This window comes from Kushneria pakistanensis (genome assembly GCF_014652795.1).
Classification (GTDB): domain Bacteria; phylum Pseudomonadota; class Gammaproteobacteria; order Pseudomonadales; family Halomonadaceae; genus Kushneria; species Kushneria pakistanensis.
Map to the genome: position 1 here is coordinate 130,385 of NZ_BMZM01000001.1, position 24,962 is coordinate 155,346.

A 24,962-nucleotide genomic window follows, 5' to 3' on the forward strand; every position below is an offset into this window, starting at 1 on the left:
CGGTCGTTATTCCTGCGCCTGCGGGGCGTTGGTGCCGTCTTCGTTGAAGTATTTATCGTGGATTTCGTCATAGGTCCCGTTGGACTTCAGCGTGGCCAGTGCCTCGTTGAATTTCTCGGCAAGCGCCTTGTCGCGCTGACGGAAAGCAATGCCGAAACCGTCGCCAAAGTACTCCTTCGGCTCGGTCATCAGCTCACCCATGGTCTTGTACTTGCCGCCCTTGAGCAGGGCCGCCTGACCGGTGGGGTAGTCCAGAAAGGCGATATCAAGACGTCCGGTTTCCATATCGACCGCCACGTCATCGGCGCTGGCATAGCGCTGGATATTGGCCACATCGCCAAATTTGTCGGTCACGTAGCTGTCCTGCACGGTGCCACGCTGTACGCCAATGTTCTTGTCCTTGAGGTCACTGGATTCAACGCCTGCCATCTGCGTTGAAGAGGGCGCAAACCAGGCAGACGGCGGGACCAGGTACGGATCGGAGAAGAGTACCTGTTGGCGGCGTTCGTCGTTGATGGTCATCGAGGACATGATGGCGTCGAACTTGCGCGACATGAGTCCCGGGATGATGCCGTCCCAGCCCTGCTCGACCCAGTTGCACTTGAGTTCGGCCTGTTCACACAGGGCGTTGCCCAACTCGATGTCAAAGCCTGCCAGCTCGCCGGAGGGCGTGCGGTACTCCATGGGCACGTAGGGAATATCCACGCCGATGCGGACCGTGTCGTAATCACGCGCCTGTGCCGAACCGGCAGCGATCGCTGCCCCCAGCAGTGAAACCGTCAGTAGTCTTTTCATCATTGTCTCTCTTTTAAAGGGGCCGCCCGGCGCCCCGGGACGACGCTGGATTATCACCATGATCACCCCGATGGATGCAAGTGCTGTAACAGCATGTAAGGGATGATCATGGTGACAGCGTGGCGCGTCAGCGCGGCTGTAGATGTGCCAGCATGCGCTTTTCCAGCAGTCTGAAAAGGCCCTGGATCGAGAAGCTCAGCACCATGTAGCACACCGCCACAAAGATGAACGCCGAGAAGGGCGCATAAAAGCGTGCATAGATGTTGTAGGCCACGCCGGTCAGATCGGCAATGGTCACTACGCTGGCAATGGCGCTGGCATGCAGCATGAAGATGACCTCATTACCATAGGCCGGCAGGGCGCGGCGCAGGGCACTGGGCAAAATGATGCGGCGATAAGCCATCATCGGCGACATGCCATAGGCGCGCGCGGCTTCCAGCTCGCCGCGCGGCATCGCCTTGATCGCACCGTAAAAGATCTCGGTGGTGTAGGCCGCCGTATTGAGTGTAAACGCCAGCAGGGCCGGGTAAAGCGGGTCCTTGATCAGCGGCCACAGGATGCTTTCGCGAGCGCCGGGAATAAAGGCCAGCCCGTAGTAGGCGATATAGAGCTGGATCAAAAGCGGCGTGCCGCGAAAGACCCAGGTAAACAGCCAGATGCTCTTGCTGATCGCCCGGATCGGGCTGGCGCGGCCGATGGCCAGCGGGACAGCCAGAAACAGGCCAAGCACCAGCGAGATAAAGACCAGCTGGACGGTGTTGACGAAACCCTCCCAGTACTGGGCCAGCGTCGATGGCGTAAAGATGGCGTTGTCATTGAGCCAGGGGGCGAGGGACTGCAGCAGTTCCTGCATCAGTGCTCCTCCTCGAACCCGGCGTTATAGCGCTTTTTAAGCCACTGCATGCCGATTTCCGAAAGTGACGTGATGGCCAGATAGCCCAGTGCTACCGGAATCATGAACAAAAAGGTCTGATGGGTGGCACGGGTCGCTTCTGCCGCCACGCGGACCATGTCGGACAGGCCAATGATCGACACCAGTGCGGTGGTCTTCAACAGCACCATCCAGTTGTTGCCCAGACCCGGCAGGGCATGGCGCATCATCAGCGGAAAGCGGATGCGACGAAACAACAGCCAGTTGCTCATGCCAAAGGATTCGGCCGCCTCGACCTGGCCGCGATCCACTGCCAGAAAGGCGCCGCGAAAGGTTTCGGCCATATAGGCGCCAAAGATCAGCCCAATGGTGATGACGCCAGCCACGAACGGATCAACGTTGATGAAGATGTCCCAGCCCCAGCGGTCGTAGATCATGTCGGTGAGCTGGTTGATACCGATCTGGGCGCCATAAAACAGCAGCAGCATCAGTACAAGATCTGGCACGCCGCGAATGATAACGGTGTAGATAATGGCCGGCAGACGCAGGATGGCCAGCCGTGACAGGCGTGCGCTGGCGGTCACAAGCCCCAGCACAACCGCCAGCAAGAGCGACAGCACGGCCAGCTCAAGGGTCAGCAGGGCGCCCTCCAGCAGACGCGGCCCATAGCCCTGAAAATCGATCATGAGAGCCTCCTCAACGCCCGCGCGGGGCAAGGAACTGACGCAGGCGTGCCGAACTCGGGTTGCCCAGCACTTCCGAGGGATGCCCCTTTTCCTCGACCATGCCCTGATGCAGGTAAACCACCTGATTGGAGACGTCGCGGGCAAAGTCCATTTCGTGGGTGACCACGATCATGGTGCGTCCTTCATCTGCCAGTTCACGCATGACCTTGAGCACATCCCCGACCAGTTCCGGGTCGAGCGCCGAAGTGGGCTCATCAAAGAGCATGACCTCGGGCTCCATGGCCAGCGCCCGGGCAATGGCGCCGCGCTGCTGCTGGCCGCCGGAAAGCTGCGCCGGATAGTAGTGGGCCCGGTCGGCAAGCCCGACCCGCTCCAGCAGCGCCATGCCCTGTTCCATCGCACGGGCCCTGGGAATGCCGCGCACGTGGACGGGCGCCTCGATGACGTTGGCGATCAGCGTCATGTGCGCCCAGAGATTGAAGCCTTGAAAGACCATCGACAGCCGCGTGCGAATACGCTCGAGCTGGCTTCTGTCGGCAGGTTCGCGCCCACGACGGGTCTGGCGAAAGCTGATCGGTTCACCGTGGACGATGATATCGCCGCTGTCAGGGCGCTCGAGCAGGTTCATGCAACGCAAAAAGGTGCTTTTGCCTGAGCCGGAAGCACCAATCAGGGTGATCACATCGCCCTTTCTGGCTTCCAGCGAAATACCCTTGAGGACTTCGTTGTCGCCAAAGCGTTTATGAATATCGCTGACGATCAGCGGAATGGAGGCGTCGGCCAAGGCACTCTCCTGAATGTTGTCATTCGTGGTATGAAATCATGCGACAGGCCGTTTTCGATGTGGCGACCCGAGGTGTTTGGCGGCGCATGTTAACAGGCCCGACCGGTGCGCGCCCGTCTGATGGAATCATCTGCTGTCGCAGGGCGCCTGTGGCACGGGCCGGGCCAGCAGCAGGGCACGAGCCCCACGCTCGACATTGGCATTGGGAAACACCACATGGACTGGCGCTTCCCTGACGATCCAATCGCCCTGGATGCCGTCACGGGCCAGACAGGCGCCCGGCGCGAATTCGGTAAAGTTGGCGATATCGTCGGCAAGGCAGAGGCTGAAGTCGTCACTTTCGCGCATGACTTCATCCACCACTTCAAAGCGCACGAGTGACGCCCTGCCCGCTGTCTTCAGGGAAGTGCCGGCAATGCGCGCGCGCAGCAGATCCAGCATCGGCGAGAGCGGTTCAAGATCATTGCTGCCAAAGGGCGCTACCCGCCCCAGTTCCAGCGTAAAGCTCATGGCACCGTGATAGTGGCGCGTGTAGTGCGAAAAGGTCCAGCTGTGCTGATGCTGTGAAAGCCCGGCCTGAATGCCGGCCTCGGCCAGCAGCTGCCAGACATCATCCGGGGTCGGGGTCTCGCTGAAGGGTTCCACCGCAAAGCGGGGGTAGCGGCTGTCACGAATGGCGGTATGCATGTCCATATGCAGCACGGGACCGGAAATGTCCGTCATGAAGCGATCCACTGCCTGCATCAGTTCCCGGGCGCGCAGGCATTCAAGGCGCTCGTCATCGCGCAGCAGCGTGTCGCGCTGAAAGCGCCGATTGAGATTGGTGTCGATATAGCGTTTGCCGGCGGCAATGGCACGACGGTTGCCCATGATCAGCAGGGCAGGCGCTCCGACACGCAGCTGACCGGCATCAAGGGCTGCCAGCAGCTCGCCAAACAGCTCGATCGGGGCGGTCTCGTCACCATGGATGCCGGCCGAAATAATGGTGGCACCCGCTGCAGGATCAGGCGCTTTGGGCATGAGCGCCAATACCCCGGGGGCATGCTCGATCACCGATACGCCTGGCAATGTGCCGGCATCCGACCACACTGTCAGCTCATCGGCTGCAATAAAATCAGCAAAGTAATCACTCAGCGACATGTCCGCTCCCCGTCCGTTGCAATAAGCATCGTGTAGTGTATGCCAAAGCCTGCGTACCAACGCCTGTTGTTGGAATTGCCTGTTGTTGAGATCAGCTGTCAGAACTCTGGAGAATCATCATGAATGCCCGGCTGGAGCAGCAAACGCTGAAGCGCTCGATCGTGGCAACGCTTGTCGTGTCACTCATGGGGATCGGCTTTGGCGTGTTATCAGGCTCGGAGTCCATCCTGTTTGACGGCATGTTCTCGGCCATTGATTCGGTCATGTCGGCGCTGTCGCTTTTTGTCGCACGCCTTGCCATGCGCGAGACCAGTGATCGGTTTCAGCACGGCTTCTGGCACCTGGAGCCGCTGGTGGCGGCACTCAACGGCGCCATTTTGACGCTGTTGTGTCTGTATGCCTTTCTCAATGCCGTGCAGGGCATCCTCAAGGGCGGTCACGATCTCGCTTTCGGCCCGGCGCTGGGTTATGGCCTGGTGGTCGTCGTAATCTGTTTTGCCATGTATCGCATGGAACAGCGCGTCAACGCACGCATCGATTCGGTCTTTATCCGCATTGATGCCCAGAGCTGGCTGATGGCCGGACTGATCACCTCAGCGCTGATCGTGGCCTTCGCGCTGTCGCTGGCCATTGAGCACACGGCCTGGGCCCGCTATACGCCCTATGTGGATGTGGTGCTGCTGGCCGTGCTGACGCTGTGCTTTTTGCCCGTGCCCGTCGGCATCGTGATCCGGGCCATGAAGGAGGTGCTGTTGATCGCCCCGCGCGAGCTGGACCAGCAGGTGCACGCCGTCATGGAGACGATCATGCAGCGCGAAGGGTTCCGGCACTACTACAGTCATGTGGCACGCACCGGGCGTGGTCATTTTATCGAGATTCACATCCTGACCACGCCGGACTTCGCCGCGCACGAGGGTGTGGCCACGCTGGATGACGTTCGCACACAGATAGGCGCTGCGCTGGACATCGCCCCGCAGCAGCGCTGGTTTACGGTCTGCTTTACCGCCGATGAGCGCTGGATGTAATCAAGAGGGCGGGCATGGTGTGATGTGTCATGTCACCACCAGGGTTTCAAAGACGACAGTGTCGAACACAAGGGCTTGAAACACGAACGCTTGAAAGGAGTCACGGTGATGAGAGAGCGAGGCAGAACCCGCAGATTGCTGGGCATGGGCGCCCGTACCGGTGGCGCCGTATTGCGCTCGCGGATGGGACGTGACGCCGGCTGGGACGTGCTCGGCGAGCAGCTTTTCAATGAGCTTTCCGAGCTCAAGGGTCCGGCCATGAAGCTGGCCCAGATCATGGCGCAGTGGGATGACCTGTTGCCCCCGGCGCTTGCCGAGCAGCTGGCACGGCTGCAGCGTCAGGCCCGACCCATGCCATGGGAGGATATTCGCCGTACCCTGGTGGATCAGTTTGGTGATCTTGAGGCGGCCTTTGAGAGTATCGAGACCACACCCTTTGCCAGCGCTTCCATGGGCCAGGTGCATCGTGCGGTCACCAACGACGGCGAGACGCTGGTACTCAAGGTGCAGTACCCGGGCCTTGAGCGTGTGCTCGAGCAGGATCTGGTGCAGGTGCGTCGCATGATGCGTCTGATGCGCTGGATGAAGGTGCCCCAGGCACGTCTTGATGCCATGTTTGACGAGTTTGCAGACAGCCTGCGCAAGGAGCTTGATTATCGCGCCGAGTTCGACGCGCTCACGCGCTACCGGGAACGCTACGCCGACAACGATGGTCTGCGCTTTCCCGAGCCGCTGGCGGACTATTGCGGTGATCGCGTACTGGCCATGCGCTATCTGCCGGGCATCCCCATGCGCGAGGCCGAAGGGCTGGATGACAGCGTGCGTCAACGGCTGTCGGCCAATCTGGGCGACTGGCTTACCGAGGAGCTTTTTACCCATCGGGAGCTGCACGCTGACCCGCATGCCGGCAACTTTGCCACTGATGAAGAAGGGCGCTTGATCGTCTATGACCTTGGCGCAGTCATCAGCGTGCCCGAGGCACGGCTTCGCTCGATGATGTTATTGCTGGGCGCGGCGATCGATGACGATCCGATGGGCATGGACGAGGCGCTGCGCTCGATGGGCGGACGCCAGGGCGAGGGGGCGCCTCTGGCGCTCTATCGCGAGTCGGCGGCGGCCATGCGACCGCTGTTCGAGCCCGGCGAGCAGGATTTCAGCGATACGCGCATTCACTACCGCCTGCGCGAAATCAGCCCGCGGGTCTGGTCGGCCATGGACCGCCTGCAGCCGCCGGCCGATACCATGCTGCTCTCGCGTACGCTCAACGGCCACTACTGGAACATGGTGCGTTTAAAGGCGCGGCTGGACATGCACGCCCGTACCCGACCGCTGCTGGCCTGGGCACGAGAGGAGCAGTGACGATCAGGCAGCGTCACTGACTGCCGGAGACCAGTTTGAGCCCGACCACCGAGGCAATGATCAGCGCAATAAAGCCCAGGCGGATCGGGCTTTTCGATTCGCCCCAGAAGAACATGCCCAGAAGGGCACTGGCCACCGTGCCAATGGCGGTAAAGACAGCGTAGGCGATTCCCAGACTGATCTCGCGCATGGCAAGGGAGATGAACAAAAGCGACAGGCCGAAGCCGACGATCAGCATGGCAAGGCCCTGCCGGCGCGAGCCGCGGTTGAACTTCTCGATGCCAGTCACGCCGACCACTTCCATCAGTCCCGAAATGATCAATGCGAGCCAGTACATGTTGCCTCCTCATCGCTGGATGAGCCGCTGGAGGAATAGAGCTTGAGGCCGATCACGCCGGCCAGCAGGGTGGCAATCAGTATCAGCGTCAGGGCATTGAAGGGGGCGCCCAGAAAGGCGATATCCACCAGCACGGTACCCATCGCGCCCAGGCCGACAAACACGGTGTAGACCGTGGTGGTGGGCAGGGTGCGTGCCATCCAGGTCGCCAGTCCCAGGCTCAGGGTAACCAGCACCAGTGTGGCCAGCCACTCGACCGGGCCCTGGGCGTATTTGGCGCCCAGGGCCCAGCCGATTTCACACAGTGTGGCCGGCAGCATCAGCCACCATTTTGATGTCAGCAAAAAAGCCTCCAGCCTGCGCCGGGCAGGAGTAGGTAAATGAAAGCGGTATGGAAGATGGATCTACGCGGGGGCATGTGACACCGACATCAACGCCTGCGTATCAAAGCCGTTGTTCTCGGCAATCCGGTACATGTGCGACAGCGTGGTCTGATCCACGTCGGGGCGTCGTGCCAGCAGCCAGAGATAGCCATGATTGGGGCCGGCCACGATGGCATGCTCATAGGCCTCATCGAGCCAGAGAATGTTATAGCCGGCATAAAAGGGGCCGAAAAAGGAGACGCGAAAGCGCCCAACGTTGTGGTCCTCTTCAAAGAAGGCCTTGCCCTCGGCTTCATCCCACTCGTTGTCATCGGGGTTAAAGCCGCGATTGGTCACCGCCACGCCACCATCATCGCGCAGGGCGTAGTGCGCCGTGACCTGTTCCAGCCCTCGCTCGAAGCTGTGATCGAGTCGCGCCACCTCAAACCACAGGCCCAGATAGCGATCCAGCTCGAAGTCTTCAACGGCCCGACACCCTTTCGGGATGCCTGTTTCACCGCCCATGGCGCTCGCCAGACTTCCCAGTAATCCCTTCAGATCGGCCATGTCAGGCATGTCATGCTCCTGTCAGTGACAATGGATGCAGCATCGATTTATTCGATGCATTCGGTTCGGGTCGCCTCAAGTCTAGCCATTGCCGGCCGATGTTGTGCATTGAGTCGCGCCGTTACGGTGCAGGTGATGGGCACGGGGCCCGCAGGGAGAGACACATGGCATCGCAGGCAGGCTGGAGCGAGATCTCATCGGAGGAGCACACGGCTTCTCAACATAACGCGAAAGCGACACAGCGTCGCCGCGCCGGGTTCAGCCTGGGTAACTGGACGCTGAGAAAGAAGATGTTCGCCATTCTGGCCCTGATGTGGGTTGGCATGCTGATCCTGGTGACCAGCATGGCCTGGAATGCGCGCAGCATGATGTTTGAAGAGCGCCAGCGCAGCCTTCAGGCCACCGTAGGCGTGGCGCATACGCTGTTTGAGCTTTACCAGGAGCGCGCCAATGCTGGCGAGTTCACCATGGACGAAGCACGTCGTCGGGCGCTGGACGCGCTGGGCGGTCTGCGCTTTGGTGATGATCGCCAGAACTATATCTTTGCCTTTGATGATCGTGCCCGGGTGCTGTATCACCCGCGCCGTGCCCAGGGCGAAGACATGTCCACCTATACGGATCCCAACGGCGTTGCCGTGTATGGCGAGCTTTTGAAAGAGGCGCTGGCCAGTGGCAGCGGCTTTGTCAGTTATGACTCCCGCGATGCCAATGGTGAAGAACTGCTGCCCAAGCTGGGCTATGTTGAGCGCTTCGCGCCCTGGCAGATCAATCTGGCAGCCGGGGTGTATACCGACGACATCCAGAGCGCCTTCATGGCCAAGCTTTTGCAGTACATCGGACTGCTGGCGCTGGTGGGTGCAGCGCTGACCACGGCGTTTTTGCTGCTGACCCGCAATATCTATCGCGGCCTGGGCGGCGAGCCTGCCTACGCCATCGAACGTGTGCGTGAAATCGCCGACGGTCGACTGGGGGCCCGACTTGAGCTGCGAAGCGGCGATCAGACCAGCCTTCTTTACCATATCGAGCATATGCGCGCCGAGCTTGCCGAGACCATCGCCAGCATTCGTCAGGCCAGTGAATCGATCGATGTAGGTGCGCGTGAAATCGCGGCCGGCAACAATGATCTGTCAGCGCGTACCGAGCAGCAGGCTGCTTCGCTGGAACAGACAGCTGCCAGCATGGAAGAGCTGACCGCTACCGTGCGTCAAAACGCCGACAATGCGGCTCAGGCCACCCGTCTTTCCCAGACGGCCTCCAGCGAGATGGATGGCGGGCGTGAGGTCATTCAGCGTGTGGTAGCGACCATGGGTGAAATTCGCGAAAGTTCCAGCAAGATCAGTGAAATTATCACCATGATCGACAGCATTGCCTTCCAGACCAATCTGCTGGCGCTCAACGCGGCGGTGGAAGCGGCGCGTGCCGGTGAACAGGGTCGCGGCTTTGCAGTCGTGGCTGGTGAGGTGCGTCAGCTTGCCAGCCGCTCGGCAACGGCTGCCAGCGATATCAAGGCACTGATCGAGCGCTCGGTATCGCAGGTGGCCAGCGGCACCACGCTGGTCGATGAAGCTGATGCCACCATGGCGACCATCACGCAGAGCTCGCGTCGGGTCAACGATCTGATGGCCGAGATTGCAGCGGCCTCGAAGGAGCAGACCAGCGGTATCGAGCAGGTCAACCAGGCTGTCAGCCAGATGGATCAGGTGACCCAGCAAAACGCTGCGCTGGTCGAGGAGGCCGCAGCCGCTGCGTCCTCGCTGGAAGAGCAGTCCGGTCGTCTGTATCAGTCGGTGGATCGTTTCAGGATCTGATTCCGGCTATCTGCCGACATGACAGGGGCCGCATCACGACAGTGATGCGGCCCTTTTTATTATGGTGATCGCCGGCTATCGCGGTGACAGCCGGTGGTTATGATGATAGCCGGCGAGAGCCGGTCAGCCGTTTTTGATCGCCTCGGCAATCACCTCGCCCAGCTCGCCGGTCGTGCCCCTGCCGCCCAGGTCCGGCGTCAGCGGGGCGTCACCCGGGCCTGCGGCCAGTACGCGCTCGATGGCCTCCACCACCGCCTTGCCGGCGTCCATATGGCCCAGGTGCTCCAGCATCATCGCCGCCGACCAGATCTGGCCGATCGGGTTGGCAATCCCCTTGCCGAAGATGTCCGGCGCGCTGCCATGGACCGGCTCGAAAAGGCTCGGGAAGTGACCTTCGGGATTGATGTTGGCCGACGGCGCCACGCCAATGGTGCCGGTACAGGCCGGGCCCAGATCGGAGAGGATGTCACCAAAGAGGTTGCTGGCCACGACCACGTCGAACCAGTCCGGATGGAGCACGAAGTTGGCGGTCAGAATGTCGATGTGGAACTTGTCGACATTGATGTCCGGGTAGCCCCTGGCCATTTCCACCACGCGCTCGTCCCAGTAGGGCATGGTGATCGAGATACCGTTGGACTTGGTCGCAGAGGTGAGCTTTTTGCGCGGGCGGGTCATGGCCAGTTCAAAGGCGAACTTCAGGACGCGGTCGATGCCGGTGCGGGTCATGACCGTATCCTGGATCACCACTTCGCGGTCGGTGCCTTCAAACATTTTGCCACCGACGCTGGAATACTCGCCTTCGGTGTTTTCCCGTACCACGTAGAAATCGATATCACCCGGCGCACGACCCGCCAGCGGGCTCTTGATACCGGGCATCAGCTTGCAGGGGCGCAGATTGACGTACTGATCAAAGGCGCGACGAAACTGCAAAAGCGAGCCCCACAGCGAAATGTGATCCGGCACGCGATCGGGCATGCCAACGGCGCCAAAGAAGATTGCGTCCATGCCGCCAAGCTGGTCACGCCAGTCATCAGGCATCATTTTGCCGTGGCGCTCATGGTAGTCGCAGCTGGCGAAATCGAACTCGGTAAAGTTCAGATCCAGACTGAAGCGGTGCGCGGCGGCTTCAAGCGCGCGAATGCCTTCGGGCATGACCTCGTTGCCGATGCCGTCGCCGGGGATGACCGCGATATTGTGGCTCATGTGCTTCTCCTTGTAGTGACTGTACAGCCAGTGATCGATCAGACAGCGCCCGCAGGGGCGTTAAAAAAGGACAGCGTTTCGTCGATGATCTCGTCGGGACACTCTTCGGGCAGGTAATGACCGCAGGGCAGGGCGCGACCGCTGACGTCCAGTGCGCAGGCGCGCCACAGCGTCATGGGATCAAAAAGCTTTTCGATGACGCCGTGTTTACCCCACAGCACCCTGAGCGGACAGCGAACGTGATGGCCGGCCTCGCGGTCGTGTCGGTCATGCTCGAGATCGATGGTGCTGGCGGCGCGGTAGTCCTCGCACATGGCGTGCGCCGTACCCGGCAGCGCCATGGCGTCCCGGTAGGCCTGCAGGGCCTCATCGGAAAACGGCGCGAGCCCTGCGTGGCGGTTGCCCATGACGCCGTCGATCCAGGCGCGCGGGTCGGCCTCGATCAGTCGTTCCGGCAGCGGCGCAGGCTGAATCAGCATGAACCAGTGGAAGTAGGCGCTGGCGAAGGCGCGATCGGTGCGCTCGTACATGTCCAGCGTCGGTGCGATGTCCAGAAACATGGCGCGCTCGATACGCTCCGGATGATCCAGACACAGCCGGTGGGCCACGCGGGCGCCGCGGTCGTGGGCCAGTATCGAGAAACGATCGAGCCCCATGGCCTGCATCAGCGCTACCATGTCACAGGCCATGGTGCGCTTGCTGTAGGTGACATGCTCGGCATCGCCGGTCGGTTTCGAGGAGTGACCATAGCCGCGCAGGTCCACCATCACGACATGAAAGTGTGCCTTCAGTGCAGGTGCCACCCGGTGCCAGATGACATGGGTCTGCGGATGGCCGTGCAGCAGTAGAAGGGGCGGCCCCTCGCCACCGGCGCGCCCGTGCAGGGTGACGCCATTTACCTCCAGATCGAACGTCCTGAACATTTCGAGCATGACAGGCTCCTGCCGTGGCGGACTCATGGGGTGACTGGCGCATGAAAGTACTGGCGCATGAAAGTACTCTAGAGGATTCGTCGGCGTTTATAATCAGGCCATCAGGCAATTGATTATTGAACAAGAGTGGATAATTGACGGAGAGCAGTCATGAAGGCCATCAGCGATCTGCACTTCTTTCAGGTGCTGGCCCGACATGAGTCGATGACGCAGGCCGCGCAGGCACTGGGGCTGTCGCTGTCGGCGGTCAGCAAGCGGTTGGGCCAGCTGGAGAAGCGTCTGGGGGTACAGCTGATGCGCCGGACCACACGGCGTCTGGCGTTGACCGGCGAGGGAGAACGCTATCTGCAGCGTGGTGCCGTGCTGCTTCAGGAGCTTGACGAGCTGGAAGCCTCGCTGGGCACTCAGCGCCATGCCCTGTCCGGTCGGCTGCGGGTCAACGCTACCTTTGGTTTCGGGCGTGCCCATGTGGCCCCGTTGATCGAGCAGTTCACCCGCAAGCATCCGGAAGTGGACGTCATGCTGGATTTAAGCGACTACCCGCGCGATCTGCTGGCACACGAGCTGGATATCAGCATCATCGTGGGACCGCCGCCGGATTCCCGATTGCGGGCCAGACGGCTGCTGGCCAGTCGACGCATTGCGTGCGCCTCGCCCGAGTATCTTGAACGCGCCGGCTGGCCAGAGACGCCACAGGCGCTTGCCCATCACAACTGTCTGGTCGTGCGCGAGCGTGAGGCCGGCTTTGATGACTGGCGCTTTATAAAGGGTGGGCAGGAAAGCCGCGTGCGGGTCAGCGGCACAATGAGCAGCAACGACGGTGAGAGCGTGACGCGGTGGGCCATGGCCGGGCATGGCATCATCTATCGTTCCTGGTGGCAGGTACAAAAGCCGCTGGCGCAGGGCACACTCAAAAGACTCCTGCCCGAGTTTGAGACGCCGCGCATGGATTTCGTGGCGGTGCATCGCCAGCAGCGTTTTATTCCCGAGCGAATTGCCCGTTTTATCGATGCCATGGCAGCGGGGCTTGCCGAGCGTCTGCCGCCGCTGCCGTCATGAGGAGCTGATCAGCTGTTCAAGCGTTCCATTTCGCTGCGATATTCGCGACCCAGACGCGTTTTCTCATCTGCTTCAAACTTCTGTCCGGCCGAGATGAAAAACTGGCTCTCTTCATCTTCAAAGTGATGCAGCGCCATGTCCTGCAGCTTTTTGGCATAGCCAAGCCAGGCCGAGGAGCTGAAGTCGGTGCTTTCCATCAGCTCGATGACCTCATCCATTTCGTGATGCTCGGCGATGCCATGGCGGGACTTTTCGATGCCATTGTCATAGGCCATCAGCGGACTGTAAAAGTAGCGCTCTTCGGCGGCTTCATGGGTCTGCAGGGCGGTCTTGACGCGCTTGAAGAGTTCTTCGCGGCCGTCACTGTCACCATGGGTCTTGACCAGCAGGTCCAGCAGCGTGCGCTGGATATCGTGGTCCTTGCGGATTTCTTCAAAAATGGTGCTCATGGGGCGACTCCTCGAATCAGGCGCTCAACAGGTCGGGGGTAATATCACGACAGTCAGGTTATCGGATATTGTATTTTATGATGCAGGTTAACAAAGTGTTGCGATGTCGCCTGCAGTGTAGTTCTCGCCGCACCGAAATGCCTGTCACGGTACGGCTCTGGTAGACTCCGTCGGCTACAATGCGCGCATGGTATCGAGTCCTTCGATACGTTTGCGCAACCAGGTTTGTCAGGTGCAGTCATCGGCCCTTTTGCAGGCCAGCACCAGGAGGAATGGCTTGAACATTTTGATGTTCACCAACACCTATAGCCCCATCGTGGGGGGCGTCAGCGAATCCGTGCAGCGGTTCGTTGAATGTTTCAGGGCATCCGGTCATCGGGTGCTGGTCGTGGCACCCACGCTTGACGGTCAGCCCGAAACGGAAACCGATGTCATTCGCGTGCCCGCCATGCAACGTTTCAACGGCAGCGATTTTTCCCTGCCGGTCACGATCCCCGGCTCACTCGATGACGCCATTCGGGATTTTGCCCCTGATATCGTGCATTCCAATCACCCCTTTCTACTGGGGGATACGGCCGTGCGCGTGGCTCAGGGGCGTGGTTTGCCGCTGGTATTTACCCATCACACGCTCTATGAGCACTACACCCACTACGTTCCGGGCAATTCACCGGTGATGCAGCGCTTTGCGCTGGCACTTTCCAACGGTTATTCAGAGCTCTGCGATACCGTGATTGCACCCAGTGACAGCATTCGCACCATTTTGCGCGAGCGCGGTGTGCAGACCACGCTGGAGGTGGTACCCAGCGGTGTGGATATCGAACGCTTTGCCCAGGGGGATCGTGGCCGCTGGCGCACGCATTTTGGTATTGACGACAACGTGCACGTGGTAGGCCACGTCGGGCGGCTGGCCCAAGAGAAAAACCTGCCGTTTCTGACGCGCAGTGTCTGCCAGGCCCTGAGTGACTACCCCGACATGCACTTCATGGTAGTTGGCGATGGCGATGAGCGGGATGCCATCCTGACGCAGGCGCATCGGATGGGCGTGGGTGATCGGGTTCACCTGACCGGTGTGCTCAAGGAGCAGGCACTCATTGATGCCTACCACGCCATGGACAGTTTTGCCTTTGCCTCGTTTAGTGAAACCCAGGGGATGGTGGTGGTCGAGGCGATGGCGGCCGGGCTGCCGGTGGTGGCACTTGATGCCACCGGCGTGCGGGAGGTGCTGTCCCATGAGCACAACGGGCTTTTGCTGTCAGAACAGGACGAACAGGCGTTTGCGGCAGCGCTGGGCAGCCTTGTGGATCCGGCGCGTTGTCAGCGTCTGCGCGAAGGGGCCATTGCCACGGCGGCGAACTTTGAGACCTGCAAGTGCGCCGATCAGTGTCTGGCGGTCTATCAACGGCTCTTGAGTGCCCATCAGGCAGAGGCCGACCGCTCGGACAGCGATCAGACAACCTGGGAGCAGGCGCGGGCGCGCCTTGAAGCGGAATGGAACCTGCTGTGTCACCGCGGCACGGTATTGCGTCGTGTCTTTGGTGGCTCAAGGCGGGTGGTGCCCCGCATGCGCCCGGCACCGCCTACCGGTCAGCGCGTCCCCATGATCGAGGGCAGCCTGACCTCACTGTCCAGAACACCCGGCGCACACGCTGACGCCAGCACGCCGACCACGCCCGGGGCGGTGACCCTGATGCAGCTCAGGGACGACCTTGAAAGCAATGCACACTCCGAGGGCGACAAGCCCTGATAGCGCGGCACCGGCAGCGCTCAGATCCGCTGCCGGCGCCGTGAGACCCACCGAAAGAAAAGCCCCAGCACCATCACGCTGGCCACCGCTGCGACCAGCCAGACGAGATCGTCCAGGCTGCGTGAGCGGATCAGCTCGCCCAGTCGACTGCCGGCCACCGTCACGGCAGCAAGCCCCGGCACAATGCCGATGACCGAGCCAATCATGTAGACCCCGTAAGGCATGCGGCAGGCGCCGGCAATCATGTTGGTAAAGGTAAAGGGTGCCAGCGGCAGCAGGTTGAAAACGATCATGGTCCGGATGCCGTGACGCGAGACGCTGCCGGCCAGACGATGAATGCGCTCGCCGCCATAGCGGGTCAGCAGTTCCCGGCCCAGCGCTCGCCCCAGCAGCCAGGTGGCCGTGGAGGCCACCATGGTGCCCAGCAGTGCATAGAAAAGCCCCCACCAGGGGCCGAAAATCAGCCCCGTGGCGCCGACCAGTACCGTCAGCGGGAACATGATCAGGCTGCCGATCATGTAGGTCAGCATCAGCACCGGCGGTGCCCACCATGATTCGCGCAGCCGCATGGTTTCACCCAGCCACTGCTCGAGTTTTTCGGGCGTGATGGCATCACCCATGGCCAGCCACTGCCAGAAGCCGCCCAGCGCCACCATGAGCGCAATCACAATAATGACAAGCCACACACGCCTGGTCATGACAACGTCGTCCGCAGCCGATAAGGGCCACGAGTCTAGTCAGGCCGGGCAAGGGCATCAACCGATGCTGTCATCATAATGTCAGATGCCTGTGGCAGGTCAGGGTGTCGATGCTGCAATCGGCACAGTTGCCGCGTTGAATGAGGTGTGCCAGGACATGCTCAGCGCCCAACGCTGACCAGCGAGCGTATCGGACGAGCGGACTCACAGCCGGACGCGCTGGCGGCGCGTTCAAACAGATAAGCGTCCATGGCCAGGGCCTGGTGCGAGACAACGGCATTGAAGCGCTGCGGGGCACGAGTATCGCCGGCGCCCAGCGCCACGAACAGGGGCAGCAGATGCTCGTCGGTGGGATGGGCGCGTACCGCTGCCGGTGCCTGGCGGCGATAGTCCAGCAGCGCGGCATCGTTGCGCTGCGCCATCTGTTGACTGATCCAGGTCTGGAAGGTGTCCACATAGCCGGCAACATCGGCTTGATCACCCCGGGTATCGCTCAGGTTGTGAGTAATGCTGCCCGAGCAGATCAACAGGGTATCGTCATCCAGCGCCTGTGCCAGCTGTTGTCCCAGGTAGTAGTGCCAGTCGGTATCATGACGCGCGCTGATGGAGATACCTACCACCGGGATGTCAGCCTCGGGGTACAGATGACGCAGCGGTACCCACATGCCGTGATCCAGCCCCCGCTCGGGGTCGACCCAGGACTGCAGGCCGGCAGCACTCAGGCGACAGGCGATGCTGCGCGCCAGTGTCGGCTCGCCTGCAGTCGGATAGTCAAGGTCATACAGCGGCGCCGGAAAACCGTGAAAGTCATGAATCGTGGCAGGCTGCATGCTGCCGGTCAGGCGGGTAGGAAAGCTCGACCAGTGTGCCGAGGCAACCACAATACGCGATGGGCGCTTGAGCTGGTCGGCCAGTGCCCGCCAGGCGTTGGCGCTTTCGCCCTGGTCCAGGGCTTCCATGGGCGAGCCATGAGAAATAAACAAAACCTGTGCCATGTCAGGAACTCCGGTCGTTGGACAATCAGCGCTGTTGGATAAGACGAGAGAGGGTCAGTCTTCCGCCATCCAGCAAGCTCAAAGCCAATGCCGTGACGGCGAGAAATACCGGATATTCCCAACCACCGTCGGGTGCGGTGAACATCCAGCCATTGGCCAGGTGCGGCATGCTGGCGCCGGCCAGCTCGGCGGCCAGAATCAGCGCTACCCAGCGCACTCGAACGCCCAGAATCAGCAGGACACCGCCGATCAGCTCAAGACCGGTGATAGGCCACGCCACCCAGGCCGGCAGTCCGATGGACTCGAAAAACTGACCCGTGCCTGCCAGGGTCCAGACCAGCAGCTTGGTCAGGCCATGGGCAATGAACATGGTGCCCAGCGCCAGGCGCAGCAGCAGGGCGGCGACATCCTGCCCTGCAGGACGGCTGGAAGCTGTCATGGTGGAGGTGGTTGGCATGGCATTCTCCTGAATGTCTGATTTCTGAATGCCCGCAGTTTGATTGCTTCCTTATGCAAGATAAACATGCTAATCAGAGAGTATTGGTTTTCAATCCGGAAACAATCATGGATACCGTCGCAGCACTGAAGGTCTTTATGGAGGTGGCACAGCAGGGCGCCTTTATTGGCGCCGCCGAACGTCTGTCGATGTCACGCTCCTCGGTCAGCAAGCATGTCGCCTTTCTGGAGCAGCGTTTCGGGGCGCGGTTGATCAATCGCACTACGCGACGTTTGAGTCTGACCGATGCCGGGCGGGAGGTGCTGGCCCGCGGGGAAACCATTGTGCGGGAACTGGCAACGCTTGAGGGCGCGCTGCACGATGATCAGGCATTGCTGGATGGCCGGCTTCGCATCAGCGCGCCGCATGCCTTCGGGATTCGCTATCTGGGCCCCATTCTGACCCGCTACCGACAGGCATATCCGTCCGTTACGCTGGAGCTGGTGCTCAGCGACCGCCAGGTGGATCTGGTCGAGGAGGGCTTTGACATGGCCCTTCGCATTGGGACACTGGAGGACTCGTCGCTGGTGGCGCGTCGCATCGGTGACATTCGCCTGACCCCGTGCGCTTCTCCCGAGTATCTGGCACGTGAGGGGACGCCTCAGCACCCCTGGGAGCTGTCATCGCATCAGGGGCTTCACTATCGCTACGCTCGTCACGGTCAACGCTGGCACTTCAAAAAAGGGGCTACTCACCATAGCGGCACGCCTCAGGCCGGCGTCACCGCCAATAGCGGTGAAGTACTCTGTGATATGGCCATCGCCGGCATGGGGATTACGCTACAGCCCGACTTTCTGCTCCACGAGGCCCTGGCCAGCGGACAGCTGGTGCGCGTGATGCCGGATTATGACCATGACGTGCTCGGGCTTTACTGCGTGTATGCCCATCGCGATCAGGTCACCCCCAGGCTTCGCAGCATGCTGGATCACCTGCATCAGTGGTTTGAACATCACCCGCTGTCCTGAAGGGACCTTTTGATCAGCCCAGGGGCGTGGTCACGCGACTGTGCTCAGGCACCAGGCGATGTCGTTCAAGCGGATTCTGGCCGAAGTAGCGCACCAGCAGCGCGTAAAGGTCGGGCCAGACACCCTCGAGCAGATCAGGCGCGCTGAAAAAGTACTCGCAGCATACGGCGAAGAACTCGCTCGGGTGCGTGGCTGCATACTCGTCAATGGCCGGGACCTCGCCGCGCTCAAGCGTGTCCTGCAGGGCATCCCAGGCGCGCATGAAAGTGTCGTACCACGTTTTTGGATCGATGTGGGCCGGCAGGGCGGGCTGGCCATCGACGGCCATGTTGCCGGTCATGTCGAGCTTGTGGGCAAACTCGTGAATGATGACGTTGAAACCGTGCCAGTCTCCCGAGCGCTCGATGTCCTCCAGCGACAGCACGACCGGCCCGCCCCAGGAAGTTTCCCCCGCGCGCTCATCATCAAACTCGTGCATGACACCAAAGTCATCAAGCTCCTGCACATGACGGCGAAAGGCGCCCGGCACCACGATGATCTCACGTGTATCTCCCAGGCTGGCAAGCGCCTGATGATCCGACCAGCCAAGGCTCATCAATGCGATCTGCGCGGCCAACTCAAGGTGGGCCTCGATGGACCACTCGAGTTCACGGGGCAGTGACAGACGCAGCTCGAACAGCACGCGCCAGCTGCGCACGCCCAGTCTAGCCAGCATGGGCTCGGACAGCCCGGCCAGCAGGGGCAGGTTGGCGTGAACATTGCGCCATGCCGCGTCAGGTAGCGGATGACGCGCCTGCCATCGCTGCCATTTATGCTCCTGCCACCAGCCCATGCTTGCCTCTCAAACCGCTTGTTGATGTCCTGATGATAGAAGAGGAATGCCCGGAAGGTCATTACAGTCCCGGGGATGGCGGCGTCAGGCGCCTTTTACCCATGAAAAAGGGCCTCCCGACAGGGAGGCCCGATGCATGGATGGTTGATCCATCAGGCAGGGATCAGGTGGGTGACCAACCGCGACCTTTCATGCAGTCATCATAGGTCTGATCGTTGTCAGCCTTGTTTTCCATGACCTGGCAATCGGCCTGGTCGGAATGCAGCTGCTGAGAGGTACCATCCGGCTTTTCCCAGTCCGGCCCGCCGGCGCAGCCGCCAAGCCACAGTGTGGTGAGTGCCAGGGTTGCACCGGTCATTAATGCTTTTTTCATCATCGCCTCCTGCTGATAGGAGGATTGGCAGGCATGCCTACCAATCCTTGCAAAAGCTTAGAACAACGGCGTACAAACACAATGATCCACTGGCAACCGATCGTATCAATATGAATCGGGGTTGGAGCCTGATTTCCATGACCAGTCGCGCCAGCGCAGATCAAAAAGATCCTTGCGTCGATCCTTGAGATTGGTCACCGAGCCTTCGCTTCTGACCACGCGCAGGCGTGTCAGGTCAAGATCGGAAAACATCACCATCTCGGTATTGGGCGTGGTCTCGGACATGACAGCATCGTGCGGGAAGGCAAAGTCCGAGGGTGAAAAAACCGAGGACTGGGCATACTGAATATCCAGATTCTCGATCGAGGGCACGTTGCCAACGCTGCCGCAGGCGACCACGTAACACTCGTTTTCGATCGCGCGGGCCTGGCTGCAGTGGCGCACGCGCAGGTAGCTGTTCTTGGTATCGGTCCAGAATGGCACGAACAGAATATCCATCTCCTGCTCGGCCAAAAGGCGCGGCAGCTCGGGGAATTCGACGTCATAGCAGATCAGGATGCCGACCCGCCCGGCATCGGTCTCGAATACCCGCAGCTCGTCGCCGCCTTCAACGACCCAGTCGCGCCGCTCCTGCGGGGTAATATGCAGCTTGGCCTGACGTTCGATGTTGCCATCGCGATGACAGAGATAGGAGACGTTATAGAGCTTGCCCTCGCTGTCTTCCTCCATCATTGAGCCGGCAATGATATTGATGTTGTAGGAGATTGCCATGCGCGAGATTTCGGTCTTGAAACGCTCGGTAAAGCCGGCCAGAAAGTGAATGGCCTTGATCTGATCGGATTGATCGGTCAGTCCCATCAGCGGCGTGTTGAAAAGCTCCGGGAAGACGGCGAAGTCGCTCTGGTAGTCGGCGATGGCGTCAACGTAGAACTCGACCTGCTGCAGCACCTGCTCGACCGAGGCGAATTCGCGCATCTGCCACTGGACGGCGCCGACCCGCACCTGGGTCTTGCGTGATTCCAGTACGCGCGCCACCGGCTCATAGAGGATGTTGTTCCACTCAAGCAGGGTGGCATACCCCTGCGAGCGTTCGTCTTCCGGCAGATACTTCTTCAAAAGGCGCTTGACCAGGAAGTCGTTGGCCAGCTGGAAGGAGAGAATCGGGTCGTAGATCTCCTTGCGCGAGACCTGATCGATGTACTGCGTCGGCGACAGCACGGCGGCGTGCTCGAAGTAATTGGGAATGCGACCACCGGCCAGAATGGCGCGCAGGTTCATGGAGCGACACAGGTCCTTGCGCGCTTCATACAGGCGTCGTCCCAAACGATAGCCGCGGTAGGCCGGGTCGATCAGCACATCAAGACCGTACAGGGCATCGCCCTTGGCGTTGTTGAGAATGATCTCGCGGTTGCCGATCAGGTCATCATACTTGTGGGGATTGGAGAAGGTTTCATAGTCGACCAGAACGGTCAGGGCGACGCCAACGATGCGCTCCTCATCCTCGATCACGATCTGACCGTCGGGGAATTCGGCGATCAGTCGGTCAATGGTGTGCTTTTCCCAGGCCCCGCCAATGTCGTTATAGACAACATCCATCAGCACCTTGAGTTTGGCGTAATCCTCGACTTCAAGATTACGCAGATTGAGATGCAGGTCTTCGATCGACATGGCGATCCTTGCTCCAGAAAATGTCGGTCACGGTAGACCTCAGTCTAGCATGAGGCAGGACAGGCATTTAAAAGTGATGCCTCCGGTCGGGATGCACATGCCAAAACCGCGCCAGACCGGGCGTTTGTGATAGAGTGCGCGCGCCCTTTTTGCAAGGGGCCATGAACCTCATCCCGACCCTGCTGGATCGGGCCTCACTCTCTGCCTGTGGTTGCTGCGTCATGAATGCCATTGTCATCTCCATTCTTGTCATGGTCGGCCTGAGCCTGGCACGCGTGCCAGTCGTGGCGGCCCTGATCGTGGCCGCGCTGTCCGGTGGTCTTTATAGCGGTCTGTCCGTCCACGAGGTGCTTGATGCCTTCAACGATGGCATCGGCGACGGTGCCGGTATCGCGCTTTCCTATGCCTCGCTGGGCGCCTTTGCCGTGGCGCTGGCGCGTTCGGGCATCACCGAAGGCGTGGCGCAGCGTTTCATCAGGGCACTTGAAGGCGAGCGGACGCAGCCAAAGACGCTGAAGATACTGCTGATCGTGGCGCTGCTGACGGCGGCCGTCTGCTCGCAGAATCTGGTCCCGGTGCATATTGCCTTTATTCCCATCGTGGTGATTCCGCTACTGCCGGTATTCAACCGCTTGAGGCTCGACCGGCGGCTGGTAGCCTGCGTCATCACCTTCGGGATCACCGCGCCCTACATGCTGCTGCCGGTGGGTTTTGGCGCCATCTTTCTCAACGATATCCTGCTGGCCAATATCAACTCGGCCGGTGAGGCCGCAGGGCTTGAGATCACCGCCGGCCAGGTGCCAATGGCCATGGCGCTGCCCATTTCGGGCATGCTGGTAGGGCTTTTGATTGCCGTGTTCATCAGTTATCGCAGCCCGCGCGTCTATGAGGACCGCGCCGTGGCCACTCAGGCGGATGCCGCAGCGCCTGAAAGCGGCACCGACAGGCGTGAGGCCCGCGCCCGTCTCAGGCCCTGGCAGTGGGGGGCGCTTGCGGTGTCGATTGCAGCCACGCTCACCGTGCAGCTCTGGCTGGATTCCATGGTGCTGGGCGCGCTGGCGGGCTTTGTGGTGCTCTCGGTCAGCGGCGTGTTCCGCTGGCGCGAACAGGATGGCGTCTTCACCGAGGGCATGCGTCTGATGGCGACCATCGGTTTCATCATGATTACGGCCGCGGGGTTTGCCAGCGTCATGCAGGCCACCGGCGAGATCGATTCACTGGTACAAAGTGCCCATGCCTTTGGCAGCAGTCAGGCGCTGGCGGCACTGGCCATGCTGATGGTCGGGCTTTTCATTACCATGGGGATCGGTTCGTCGTTTTCGACCATTCCGATCATCGCCTCGCTCTACGTGCCGCTGGCGCTGAGCTTCGGGTTCTCGCCCATGGCGACGGTGGCGCTGGTGGGCACGGCCGCCGCGCTGGGTGACGCCGGCTCGCCGGCATCCGATTCGACGCTGGGACCGACCTCCGGGCTCGCCGCCGATGGCCAGCATGATCATATTCGCGACTCGGTCTTACCGACCTTTGTGCACTACAACCTGCCGTTGCTGGCCTTTGGCTGGATGGCGGCAATGGTGCTTTAAGCGCCTCACATGACCCACGAAGGGCGCCCATGAGGCGCCCTTTTTATTATTACGCAGGGGGCTTGTATGGGCCTGCTATAGTGAGGGATCGAAGGGCAGCAGTCGCGCTGTCTGCAATGAATACCGATATGGGAGGTGCCATGGCACGTATCATGTACGATCTCTGTGGAGAGGATACTTCGCTGCGCTTTTCTCCCTTTTGCTGGCGTGCGGCGCTGGCCATGCGCCATAAGGGACTGACGCTGGAAACCCGTCCCTGGCATTTTACCGACAAGCAGGACATTGCCTTTTCCGGTCAGGAGAAGGTGCCGGTTATCGTCGATGAAGACGAGGAGGTAGTCACCGACAGCTTCGAGATCATGGCCTGGCTGGATCGGAAGTATCCGGGGCCAGCGCTGCTAGGGGATGACATGGCGCGCGCGCGGGCTCGCTTCATGAAACACTGGTCCGAGACGGCGCTTGCCCCGGCGCTGATGAAAATCGCCATTCTGGACGTGTTCTCGATCATTGATCCCAGGGATCAGGATTATTTCCGGCAGAGCCGCGAGCAGCGCTTTGGCATGACGCTGGAAGAATTTCAGGATACCGAGCAGGGCCTTGAGATGCTGGAAAAGGTGCTGACACCGCTGCGTGCCCAGCTTGAAGGCTCTGCCTTTATCGATGGGGATCATCCGGCGGGCGCCGACTATCTGGTGTTCGGGATGTTCATGCTGGCGTATGTGGTCCATGACGGCGCGCTGCTCAAATCCGACGACCCGGTGGCGCAGTGGCACGAGCGCATGCTGGATCTGTTCGGCGGTCTGGCTCGTCAGGCCCCGCGGGTGGGATCACGCTGATCAGGTAGATGTGGCAATGAAAAGGGCCCCGATTCGGGGCCCTTTTTCATGCATTGTCGGAAGGTTTTGCCAGTGCCCGAAGCGCCCCCTGCAATAACGAGAGTTCCTTGCGGGTGGGAGCCGAGCGCTGAAAGAAGTTCTGCAGTCGCTCCAGTGTCTGGGCATGGGGCTGGTTGAGAAAACCGGCGTCTTGCAGTGCCGTGGCCAGAGACTGCTGGAAATGCTGCATCTGCTCGCGACTCGGCGGCAGATCCTTCTGGCGGCTGCTCTCCTGCGTGGCTGTCTCCCGGGTCGGCTGGTGATGTCGAAAGGCCCGATAAAGCTCATGGGCACAGACCTGTACGGCCTGGGAGAGATTGAGAATCGGATAGTCGGGATTGGCCGGCAGACTCAGCTGATGCGTACAGCAGGCGATTTCATCGTTGGTCAGTCCCGAGCGTTCACGGCCAAAGACCAATGCGACCGGCATTTCTTCGGCCAGCGGTATCAGCGCGCGCGCCATCTCGTCACCTTCCTCAAACTGCGGCAGAGGCAGATTGCGAAGACGTGCGGAAAGCCCCACTACCGCGCCGCAGTCAGCGACAGCCTCTTCGAGGCTTTCCACCACGCGCGCTTTTTCCAGCAGTGATTCACCCCCGGCGGCCATGCGGGTGGCTTCCTCATCCGGAAACCTGCGCGGATTGACCAGCACCAGCTGCTCAAGCCCCATGGTTCTCATGGCCCGGGCCGCCGCGCCGATATTGCCCGGATGCCAGGTCTGCACCAGCACGATGCGGATATTTTCAAGCGTTGAAGAATGCTCAGTCATGATCGGACGCTCCCGCGCGGGCAAACTGCTTCAGGGCATCACCTTCCAGACGATAGGAGAGCCACTCCTTTCGAGGCTTCGCGCCAATGGCATCATCAAAATCGATCGCCGGCTGGTTCCAGTCCAGCACCTGCCAATCAAAGCGTGGGCAGTTGTTATCCACGGCAATCGCGGCCAGTGCCTGCATGAGCGTCAGCCCGGCGCCCTGACCCCGAGCACGCTCGGTGACAAAGACGTCCTCGACATAGAGTCCGCGGTGGCCCAGCCAGGTCGAGTAGTTGAAGAAATAGACGGCAAGACCGATCGGCTGGTCGTCCTGTAGCGCGATAAGGGCATGAGCATGCGGACTGTCGCCCAAAAGCGTGGACTGAATCATCGCCTCATCGGCCTTCATCTCGTGCTCGGCACGCTCATAGATGGCAAGTTCGGTGATGAAGTGCACGATGGTGGCGGCGTCCCCGTGGACGGCAGGGCGAATGGTAATGGTCATGATAACGGGCGCATCTAAACGAATTGGGAAGTGCAGGGAGCATAACACAGGCATGAAAAAGCCCCGCGCGTGGCGGGGCTTTCGAAGGGGCTCAGGG

General features: G+C 60.8%; 27 protein-coding genes. 8 read left to right on the plus strand and 19 right to left on the minus strand.

Annotated elements, in window-relative coordinates:
* Nucleotides 1-6 precede the first annotated feature (6 nt).
* The 5 genes from IE123_RS00500 to IE123_RS00520 form a co-directional block, all read right to left on the minus strand.
* Nucleotides 7-795, minus strand: coding sequence for a transporter substrate-binding domain-containing protein (locus IE123_RS00500; RefSeq protein ID WP_189514006.1), 789 nt, complete (start codon nt 793-795; stop codon nt 7-9).
* Between the two features lie 127 nt (nt 796-922).
* The gene (locus tag IE123_RS00505) at nt 923-1,648 is read right to left on the minus strand and encodes an ABC transporter permease (RefSeq protein WP_189514009.1); all 726 of its coding nucleotides are present in this window, start codon (nt 1,646-1,648) and stop codon (nt 923-925) included.
* Nucleotides 1,648-2,352 carry an ABC transporter permease gene (locus IE123_RS00510; protein ID WP_189514012.1) on the minus strand — a complete coding sequence of 235 codons (705 nt, stop codon included), beginning with the start codon at nt 2,350-2,352 and terminating at the stop codon, nt 1,648-1,650. The genes IE123_RS00505 and IE123_RS00510 overlap by 1 nt, the downstream gene beginning before the upstream one ends.
* Before the next feature lie 10 nt (nt 2,353-2,362).
* Complete coding sequence (locus IE123_RS00515) at nt 2,363-3,136, minus strand: ABC transporter ATP-binding protein (protein ID WP_189514015.1); 774 nt, start codon at nt 3,134-3,136, stop codon at nt 2,363-2,365.
* A gap of 126 nt (nt 3,137-3,262) precedes the next feature.
* The gene (locus IE123_RS00520) at nt 3,263-4,276 is read right to left on the minus strand and encodes a succinylglutamate desuccinylase (RefSeq protein ID WP_189514018.1); all 1,014 of its coding nucleotides are present in this window, start codon (nt 4,274-4,276) and stop codon (nt 3,263-3,265) included.
* A 119-nt stretch (nt 4,277-4,395) separates the two neighbouring features.
* Between IE123_RS00520 and IE123_RS00525 the strand changes: the two genes are divergently transcribed.
* Nucleotides 4,396-5,301 carry a cation diffusion facilitator family transporter gene (locus IE123_RS00525; protein WP_189514021.1) on the plus strand — a complete coding sequence of 302 codons (906 nt, stop codon included), beginning with the start codon at nt 4,396-4,398 and terminating at the stop codon, nt 5,299-5,301.
* A 108-nt stretch (nt 5,302-5,409) separates the two neighbouring features.
* Nucleotides 5,410-6,660 (plus strand): ABC1 kinase family protein, encoded by a 1,251-nt coding sequence (locus IE123_RS00530; RefSeq protein ID WP_189515799.1) that lies wholly within the window; start codon nt 5,410-5,412, stop codon nt 6,658-6,660.
* Nucleotides 6,661-6,673: 13 nt separating this feature from the next.
* On the opposite strand, the gene IE123_RS00535 is transcribed toward IE123_RS00530, so the two are convergent.
* The 3 genes from IE123_RS00535 to IE123_RS00545 are packed head-to-tail and all read right to left on the minus strand — an operon-like array spanning nt 6,674 to nt 7,935.
* Nucleotides 6,674-6,997 (minus strand): DMT family transporter, encoded by a 324-nt coding sequence (locus IE123_RS00535; protein ID WP_189514025.1) that lies wholly within the window; start codon nt 6,995-6,997, stop codon nt 6,674-6,676.
* Nucleotides 6,979-7,341, minus strand: coding sequence for a DMT family transporter (locus tag IE123_RS00540; protein WP_229819494.1), 363 nt, complete (start codon nt 7,339-7,341; stop codon nt 6,979-6,981). The genes IE123_RS00535 and IE123_RS00540 overlap by 19 nt, the downstream gene beginning before the upstream one ends.
* Before the next feature lie 60 nt (nt 7,342-7,401).
* The gene (locus IE123_RS00545) at nt 7,402-7,935 is read right to left on the minus strand and encodes a lipocalin family protein (RefSeq protein ID WP_229819496.1); all 534 of its coding nucleotides are present in this window, start codon (nt 7,933-7,935) and stop codon (nt 7,402-7,404) included.
* A 155-nt stretch (nt 7,936-8,090) separates the two neighbouring features.
* Between IE123_RS00545 and IE123_RS00550 the strand changes: the two genes are divergently transcribed.
* Nucleotides 8,091-9,734 (plus strand): methyl-accepting chemotaxis protein, encoded by a 1,644-nt coding sequence (locus IE123_RS00550; RefSeq protein ID WP_308430174.1) that lies wholly within the window; start codon nt 8,091-8,093, stop codon nt 9,732-9,734.
* Between the two features lie 123 nt (nt 9,735-9,857).
* Here IE123_RS00550 and IE123_RS00555 read toward each other — a convergent pair whose 3' ends face one another.
* Both IE123_RS00555 and IE123_RS00560 read right to left on the minus strand, forming a co-directional pair.
* Nucleotides 9,858-10,937: a tartrate dehydrogenase gene (locus IE123_RS00555; protein WP_189514028.1), complete on the minus strand. Its 1,080-nt coding sequence runs from the start codon at nt 10,935-10,937 to the stop codon at nt 9,858-9,860.
* Nucleotides 10,938-10,975: 38 nt separating this feature from the next.
* Nucleotides 10,976-11,869 carry an alpha/beta fold hydrolase gene (locus IE123_RS00560; protein WP_189514031.1) on the minus strand — a complete coding sequence of 298 codons (894 nt, stop codon included), beginning with the start codon at nt 11,867-11,869 and terminating at the stop codon, nt 10,976-10,978.
* A 150-nt stretch (nt 11,870-12,019) separates the two neighbouring features.
* Between IE123_RS00560 and IE123_RS00565 the strand changes: the two genes are divergently transcribed.
* Nucleotides 12,020-12,928, plus strand: a complete 909-nt coding sequence (locus tag IE123_RS00565; protein WP_189514033.1) for a LysR family transcriptional regulator — start codon at nt 12,020-12,022, stop codon at nt 12,926-12,928.
* A gap of 8 nt (nt 12,929-12,936) precedes the next feature.
* Here IE123_RS00565 and IE123_RS00570 read toward each other — a convergent pair whose 3' ends face one another.
* On the minus strand, nt 12,937-13,377 hold the full coding sequence (locus tag IE123_RS00570) for a hemerythrin domain-containing protein (RefSeq protein ID WP_189514036.1): 441 nt from the start codon (nt 13,375-13,377) through the stop codon (nt 12,937-12,939).
* A gap of 277 nt (nt 13,378-13,654) precedes the next feature.
* On the opposite strand from IE123_RS00570, the gene IE123_RS00575 reads away from it, so the two are divergent.
* Nucleotides 13,655-15,121, plus strand: a complete 1,467-nt coding sequence (locus IE123_RS00575; RefSeq protein ID WP_189514039.1) for a glycosyltransferase — start codon at nt 13,655-13,657, stop codon at nt 15,119-15,121.
* A 20-nt stretch (nt 15,122-15,141) separates the two neighbouring features.
* Here IE123_RS00575 and IE123_RS00580 read toward each other — a convergent pair whose 3' ends face one another.
* From IE123_RS00580 to IE123_RS00590, 3 genes are all read right to left on the minus strand, one after another.
* Complete coding sequence (locus tag IE123_RS00580) at nt 15,142-15,819, minus strand: TVP38/TMEM64 family protein (protein ID WP_189514043.1); 678 nt, start codon at nt 15,817-15,819, stop codon at nt 15,142-15,144.
* Nucleotides 15,820-15,980: 161 nt separating this feature from the next.
* Nucleotides 15,981-16,814 carry a DODA-type extradiol aromatic ring-opening family dioxygenase gene (locus IE123_RS00585; RefSeq protein ID WP_189514045.1) on the minus strand — a complete coding sequence of 278 codons (834 nt, stop codon included), beginning with the start codon at nt 16,812-16,814 and terminating at the stop codon, nt 15,981-15,983.
* Nucleotides 16,815-16,839: 25 nt separating this feature from the next.
* Nucleotides 16,840-17,271, minus strand: a complete 432-nt coding sequence (locus tag IE123_RS00590) for a DoxX family protein (protein WP_229819498.1) — start codon at nt 17,269-17,271, stop codon at nt 16,840-16,842.
* A 107-nt stretch (nt 17,272-17,378) separates the two neighbouring features.
* On the opposite strand from IE123_RS00590, the gene IE123_RS00595 reads away from it, so the two are divergent.
* A complete protein-coding gene (locus IE123_RS00595; RefSeq protein ID WP_189514047.1) occupies nt 17,379-18,275 on the plus strand; it encodes a LysR family transcriptional regulator in 897 nt (298 codons plus the stop codon).
* A 13-nt stretch (nt 18,276-18,288) separates the two neighbouring features.
* Here IE123_RS00595 and IE123_RS00600 read toward each other — a convergent pair whose 3' ends face one another.
* From IE123_RS00600 to IE123_RS00610, 3 genes are all read right to left on the minus strand, one after another.
* The gene (locus IE123_RS00600) at nt 18,289-19,107 is read right to left on the minus strand and encodes a M90 family metallopeptidase (RefSeq protein WP_189514050.1); all 819 of its coding nucleotides are present in this window, start codon (nt 19,105-19,107) and stop codon (nt 18,289-18,291) included.
* A gap of 163 nt (nt 19,108-19,270) precedes the next feature.
* Nucleotides 19,271-19,480, minus strand: a complete 210-nt coding sequence (locus IE123_RS00605; protein WP_189514053.1) for a hypothetical protein — start codon at nt 19,478-19,480, stop codon at nt 19,271-19,273.
* A 105-nt stretch (nt 19,481-19,585) separates the two neighbouring features.
* A complete protein-coding gene (locus IE123_RS00610; RefSeq protein ID WP_189514056.1) occupies nt 19,586-21,148 on the minus strand; it encodes a bifunctional GNAT family N-acetyltransferase/carbon-nitrogen hydrolase family protein in 1,563 nt (520 codons plus the stop codon).
* 221 nt (nt 21,149-21,369) lie between these two features.
* Here IE123_RS00610 and IE123_RS00615 point away from each other — a divergent pair, with 221 nt between their 5' ends.
* Entirely contained in the window at nt 21,370-22,731 is a 1,362-nt protein-coding gene (locus IE123_RS00615) for a Na+/H+ antiporter family protein (RefSeq protein WP_189515810.1), read from the plus strand.
* A gap of 140 nt (nt 22,732-22,871) precedes the next feature.
* A complete protein-coding gene (locus tag IE123_RS00620; protein WP_189514058.1) occupies nt 22,872-23,567 on the plus strand; it encodes a glutathione S-transferase N-terminal domain-containing protein in 696 nt (231 codons plus the stop codon).
* A 46-nt stretch (nt 23,568-23,613) separates the two neighbouring features.
* On the opposite strand, the gene IE123_RS00625 is transcribed toward IE123_RS00620, so the two are convergent.
* Complete coding sequence (locus IE123_RS00625) at nt 23,614-24,375, minus strand: RNA methyltransferase (protein WP_189514061.1); 762 nt, start codon at nt 24,373-24,375, stop codon at nt 23,614-23,616.
* Nucleotides 24,368-24,865: a GNAT family N-acetyltransferase gene (locus IE123_RS00630; protein ID WP_189514064.1), complete on the minus strand. Its 498-nt coding sequence runs from the start codon at nt 24,863-24,865 to the stop codon at nt 24,368-24,370. The genes IE123_RS00625 and IE123_RS00630 overlap by 8 nt, the downstream gene beginning before the upstream one ends.
* Nucleotides 24,866-24,962: the final 97 nt, after the last annotated feature.

Coding starts and splice junctions, on each gene's coding strand:
- IE123_RS00500 (WP_189514006.1), bottom strand. CDS start 795: ATGAAAAGACTACTGACGGTTTCACTGCTGGGGGCAGCGATCGCTGCC.
- IE123_RS00505 (WP_189514009.1), bottom strand. CDS start 1,648: ATGCAGGAACTGCTGCAGTCCCTCGCCCCCTGGCTCAATGACAACGCC.
- IE123_RS00510 (WP_189514012.1), bottom strand. CDS start 2,352: ATGATCGATTTTCAGGGCTATGGGCCGCGTCTGCTGGAGGGCGCCCTG.
- IE123_RS00520 (WP_189514018.1), bottom strand. CDS start 4,276: ATGTCGCTGAGTGATTACTTTGCTGATTTTATTGCAGCCGATGAGCTG.
- IE123_RS00525 (WP_189514021.1), top strand. CDS start 4,396: ATGAATGCCCGGCTGGAGCAGCAAACGCTGAAGCGCTCGATCGTGGCA.
- IE123_RS00530 (WP_189515799.1), top strand. CDS start 5,410: ATGAGAGAGCGAGGCAGAACCCGCAGATTGCTGGGCATGGGCGCCCGT.
- IE123_RS00535 (WP_189514025.1), bottom strand. CDS start 6,997: ATGTACTGGCTCGCATTGATCATTTCGGGACTGATGGAAGTGGTCGGC.
- IE123_RS00545 (WP_229819496.1), bottom strand. CDS start 7,935: ATGCCTGACATGGCCGATCTGAAGGGATTACTGGGAAGTCTGGCGAGC.
- IE123_RS00550 (WP_308430174.1), top strand. CDS start 8,091: ATGGCATCGCAGGCAGGCTGGAGCGAGATCTCATCGGAGGAGCACACG.
- IE123_RS00555 (WP_189514028.1), bottom strand. CDS start 10,937: ATGAGCCACAATATCGCGGTCATCCCCGGCGACGGCATCGGCAACGAG.
- IE123_RS00560 (WP_189514031.1), bottom strand. CDS start 11,869: ATGCTCGAAATGTTCAGGACGTTCGATCTGGAGGTAAATGGCGTCACC.
- IE123_RS00565 (WP_189514033.1), top strand. CDS start 12,020: ATGAAGGCCATCAGCGATCTGCACTTCTTTCAGGTGCTGGCCCGACAT.
- IE123_RS00570 (WP_189514036.1), bottom strand. CDS start 13,377: ATGAGCACCATTTTTGAAGAAATCCGCAAGGACCACGATATCCAGCGC.
- IE123_RS00580 (WP_189514043.1), bottom strand. CDS start 15,819: ATGACCAGGCGTGTGTGGCTTGTCATTATTGTGATTGCGCTCATGGTG.
- IE123_RS00585 (WP_189514045.1), bottom strand. CDS start 16,814: ATGGCACAGGTTTTGTTTATTTCTCATGGCTCGCCCATGGAAGCCCTG.
- IE123_RS00590 (WP_229819498.1), bottom strand. CDS start 17,271: ATGCCAACCACCTCCACCATGACAGCTTCCAGCCGTCCTGCAGGGCAG.
- IE123_RS00595 (WP_189514047.1), top strand. CDS start 17,379: ATGGATACCGTCGCAGCACTGAAGGTCTTTATGGAGGTGGCACAGCAG.
- IE123_RS00600 (WP_189514050.1), bottom strand. CDS start 19,107: ATGGGCTGGTGGCAGGAGCATAAATGGCAGCGATGGCAGGCGCGTCAT.
- IE123_RS00605 (WP_189514053.1), bottom strand. CDS start 19,480: ATGAAAAAAGCATTAATGACCGGTGCAACCCTGGCACTCACCACACTG.
- IE123_RS00610 (WP_189514056.1), bottom strand. CDS start 21,148: ATGTCGATCGAAGACCTGCATCTCAATCTGCGTAATCTTGAAGTCGAG.
- IE123_RS00615 (WP_189515810.1), top strand. CDS start 21,370: ATGAATGCCATTGTCATCTCCATTCTTGTCATGGTCGGCCTGAGCCTG.
- IE123_RS00620 (WP_189514058.1), top strand. CDS start 22,872: ATGGCACGTATCATGTACGATCTCTGTGGAGAGGATACTTCGCTGCGC.
- IE123_RS00625 (WP_189514061.1), bottom strand. CDS start 24,375: ATGACTGAGCATTCTTCAACGCTTGAAAATATCCGCATCGTGCTGGTG.
- IE123_RS00630 (WP_189514064.1), bottom strand. CDS start 24,865: ATGACCATTACCATTCGCCCTGCCGTCCACGGGGACGCCGCCACCATC.